This is a genomic window from Trebonia sp. (genome assembly GCF_049794275.1).
In the GTDB taxonomy this organism is placed as follows: Bacteria; Actinomycetota; Actinomycetes; order Streptosporangiales; family Streptosporangiaceae; genus Trebonia.
The window spans coordinates 1-2,525 of record NZ_JBARCR010000927.1 but is presented as its reverse complement, the minus strand read 5'-3'; the positions used below and the strand labels follow the sequence as shown (position 1 = coordinate 2,525).

General features: G+C 68.9%; 3 protein-coding genes. All 3 read left to right on the top strand.

The genetic code is table 11. From position 1 onward, the window contains the following. The first annotated feature begins 254 nt into the window (after positions 1-254). On the top strand, positions 255-1,025 hold the full coding sequence (locus WA805_RS23885) for a DUF899 domain-containing protein (RefSeq protein ID WP_425243454.1): 771 nt from the start codon (positions 255-257) through the stop codon (positions 1,023-1,025). A 25-nt stretch (positions 1,026-1,050) separates the two neighbouring features. After that, positions 1,051-1,854, top strand: a complete 804-nt coding sequence (locus tag WA805_RS23880) for a pyridoxamine 5'-phosphate oxidase family protein (RefSeq protein ID WP_425243453.1) — start codon at positions 1,051-1,053, stop codon at positions 1,852-1,854. 146 nt (positions 1,855-2,000) lie between these two features. Continuing rightward, positions 2,001-2,525 (top strand): DUF899 family protein (locus tag WA805_RS23875; RefSeq protein ID WP_425243452.1); only part of this gene is annotated, 525 nt, incomplete at its 3' end.

Genomic DNA, 2,525 nt, shown 5'->3' with positions numbered 1-2,525 from the left:
GGGACGATCCTCGAGATCACCGGGGGAGACACCCTCGTCGACAATGTGGGCTGATGGTCCTGGAGTGGTCGATGTCCAGCACCGGTGGTAACACTCCACGACTGCGGGCGCGACTTGAACACGAGCCGCTGCACGCGAGTAGTTCGGCTGGTCATGGACGCGCGACTTCAACGCGTCTGCGACCGTCTCCGAGCGCGGAGTCAGGGGCTGGTATGAGCCTTTGACAATCACAAGTAATCACAGGAGGAGCCCCGATGGAACCCGACAGGACCGGCACTCGCGAGGAATGGCTCGCAGCGCGCCTGGACCTGCTCCGAGCCGAAAAGGAATTGACGCGCCGCAGCGACGAGCTGGCGCGTCGGCGGCAGGAGCTGCCCTGGGTGCGGGTTGAGAAGGACTATCGGTTCGCGACCGAAGACGGCGAGGCGTCGCTGCGCGGTCTGTTCGGCGGGCGTTCGCAGCTGCTCGTCTATCACTTCATGTTCGATCCGGGCTGGGACGAAGGCTGTCCGAGCTGCTCTGGGGTCACCGACGGCTTCGCCGGCAGCATCCCGCACTTCGAGCACCACGATGTCGCCTTTGTCGTGGTGTCGCGCGCGCCGCTCGACAAGCTCATCGCCTACAAACGGCGTATGGCGTGGGACCTCCGCTGGGTCTCCTCGTTCGGCAGCAGCTTCAACTACGACTTCCACGTGACGATCGATCCCGCCGTGGCACCGGTTGAGTACAACTACAAGGACCAGGCGCAGCTCGAGGCGGAGAACGTCGCCTGGCGCGACTGGTCGGGCGAGCAACCCGGCATGAGCGCGTTCGCGCGGGACGGCGACGAGGTGTTCCACACATACTCCGCGTATGCCCGCGGCTTCGACGGTCTGTGGACGATGTGGCAGTGGCTGGACCGTGCGCCGCTGGGCCGCAACGAAGGCGACGTGTCATGGTTCCACCGGCACGACGAGTACGCCGCGAGCGCCGAAGTTCCCAGGTCCGGCCACCGGCACCCCGGCCGCCCCGGGCAACGGGCCTAAACGTTCAGCTCAACAGGAGACAGCCATGAGCGCACAACCCCCGGACCTGCCCGTCACGGCTGACACGGTGCCAGGCAGGCGCGATGCCCTGACAGCCAGCCCGTCCCAGGCCGTGTCCGCCGCTAGTGGTCTCGTAGGCGCGGGGCCGCCGCTGTCGGCGACCGAGCGGACCCGGCACCGCCGGTACCGGCACCTGGGGCGGGCCGACCGGGAGTCGCTGTATTCGGTGCTTGACGCTGGGCTGGTCGCCCACCTCGGAGTGATCACCGGCGGGTGGCCGATGGTGGTCCCCACCATGTACGGGTTCACCGCGGACACCTTGTACCTGCACGGCTCGGTCGCCAGCCAGAGCCTGAACACCGCCGGCACCCCGGTATGCGTCACCATCACCCTCACCGACGGGCTGGTGCTGGCCCGGTCGGCGTTCGAGCACACCATCAACTACCGCAGCGCCATGATCTACGGGCAGCCCCGGCTGGTCACCGACCCCGGCGAACGGCTCGCCGGGCTGCGCTGCATCGCCGAGCACGTCGCGCCCGGCCAGTGGGACTACGCCCGCCGGCCCAGCCGCAAGGAACTCGCCGCCGTGCGGCTGCTGGCGCTACCGCTGGAGGAGGCCTCGGTGAAGATCCGCACCGGGCCGCCCAGCGACGGCGACACCCCGGATGCCGCGCTGGGACTGTGGGCCGGGGAACTGCCGCTGGCCACCACCTGGCAGCAACCCATCCCCGATCCGGCCCTGCCGCCCGGCATCGCCGTCCCTGCCCACATCCGCTCCCGCGCCGGTACCCGGGCCGGCCAGAGCACCAACAGCACACCGGAATCGTGACTTTGGGACAGGAGTCCCCTCGTCCAGGCCCACCAGCACGGTTGATCCGCCGGCGACCGGCCGTAGGGCCGGCTCACTCCGCCTCCAAAATATGGCCCGGCACACCCGCCCGGCACCTGTGACCACGGGAAAAGGAGAACCAGGCAATGACCAGTCACAAGATTGTGACACGGGAACAGTGGGCAGCTGCCCGCGAGGAGCTGCTCGCCCGCGAGAAGGAGCACACCCGGCTGGGCGACGAGCTCGCGCGGCAGCGGCGCGAGCTGCCCTGGGCCCGGGTGGAGAAGGAATACCGCTTCGACACCGACGACGGCACACGCACGCTGGCGGAGCTGCTCGATGGCCGCGGCCCGCTGCTCGTCTACCACTTCATGTTCGGCCCGAGCTATGCGGCCGGCTGCCCGACCTGCTCCTCGATCGCCGACAGCGTCAACGCCGTCCTCCCGCACCTGAACGCCCGGGACGTGACCATGCTGTTCGTCTCCCAGGCCCCGCTGGAGACGTTGCAGGCGTTCAAGCGGCGGATGGGCTGGAGCTTCCCTTGGGTGTCGTCGGCCAGCAGTGAATTCAACACCGACCTCGGCTTCTCCAGCAGCCGGGAGCAGACGCGCGAGTGGGCCGCGCCGATGCTTGACCAGCTGCCGCCGATCGCCGCCCGCAACGCCAGGGAA

What these genes read in the sequence shown, in the direction of transcription:
- WA805_RS23885 (WP_425243454.1), top strand. Translation starts at nt 255, where the DNA reads ATGGAACCCGACAGGACCGGCACTCGCGAGGAATGGCTCGCAGCGCGC.
- WA805_RS23880 (WP_425243453.1), top strand. Translation starts at nt 1,051, where the DNA reads ATGAGCGCACAACCCCCGGACCTGCCCGTCACGGCTGACACGGTGCCA.